Here is a 1,056-nt window from a genome sequence, read left to right on the forward strand (position 1 = left end):
CTTAGATTAACACGTGAAGTGCAATTTCAAACAGCAGGTGAAAAAGAGGCCTAGATGCGCTAGCATCAAGGTTACTATCCACCGCCAAAGTGAGATTGCAACCATGAGCTATACACATCTAAGCCTAGGGGAACGATATCAGATTTATGCCCTTAAAGGGGCCGAACACAGTATTAAATTTATAGCCAAGGCATTAAACAGAAGTCCCAGCACTATATCAAGAGAGCTTAGACGCAATAAAAGCCTACGAGGTTACCGACCAAAGCATGCAGATGGTAAGGCTAAATTGAGGCATGCAAACAACGCCCTCACTATTGTCGCTCACGTCTGGCACTGGGTCATTGCTAAGCTAAAGTTACAATGGAGTCCGGAACAAATAGCGGGCGTTCATGGTGGACTCAGCCACATGAGCATTTATCGCTACCTGTGGACAGACAAAAAACAAGGTGGCGGGTTATGGCAGTATCTAAGACGTAAAGCCAAACCTTACCGTCAAAGGCTGACTGACGAGACTCGTGGTCGCATCAATGACAGGGTCTCTATTCATAAACGTCCGCAAGTAGTCGAAGATCGATCCCGTATTGGCGACTGGGAAGCCGATACCATTATTGGTCAAAACCACAAACAGGCCATCGTGACGCTAGTAGAGCGAAAGACAGGTTTGGTTAAGATGCAACGGGTCACTAAAAAGAGCGCTCATCTGGTGGCGGATGCGATGGTAACTCTACTGACCCCAGTTAGACTACACGTTAAGACGATTACCTCTGACAATGGTAAGGAGTTTGCTGAGCATCAAGAGGTGAAAGAACGCCTCTACAGTATGTTCTACTTCGCTGATACTTATGCGTCATGGCAAAGAGGAACAAACGAGAATACCAATGGTCTAATCAGAGAGTACTTGCCTAAAGGCTGTGATTTCAGACAAGTATCTGATGATGAGGTACAAGCCATTGAGGACAGATTAAATAGCAGACCAAGAAAACGATTGGGATTCAAAACACCAAATCAGGTATTCTATAACATCATTTAGCGTTGCACTTGGTGTGTTAATCTAGG

The 1,056-nt window shown here is 45.1% G+C and carries 1 protein-coding gene; it reads left to right on the plus strand.

Going from position 1 to position 1,056, the window contains the following annotated elements; genetic code table 11:
* The first annotated feature begins 103 nt into the window (after window positions 1-103).
* A complete protein-coding gene (locus RCH20_RS12455) occupies window positions 104-1,030 on the plus strand; it encodes an IS30 family transposase (RefSeq protein ID WP_327193828.1) in 927 nt (308 codons plus the stop codon).
* Window positions 1,031-1,056: the final 26 nt, after the last annotated feature.

It is taken from the genome of Psychrobacter sp. PL15 (assembly GCF_035984995.1).
In the GTDB taxonomy this organism is placed as follows: Bacteria; Pseudomonadota; Gammaproteobacteria; order Pseudomonadales; family Moraxellaceae; genus Psychrobacter.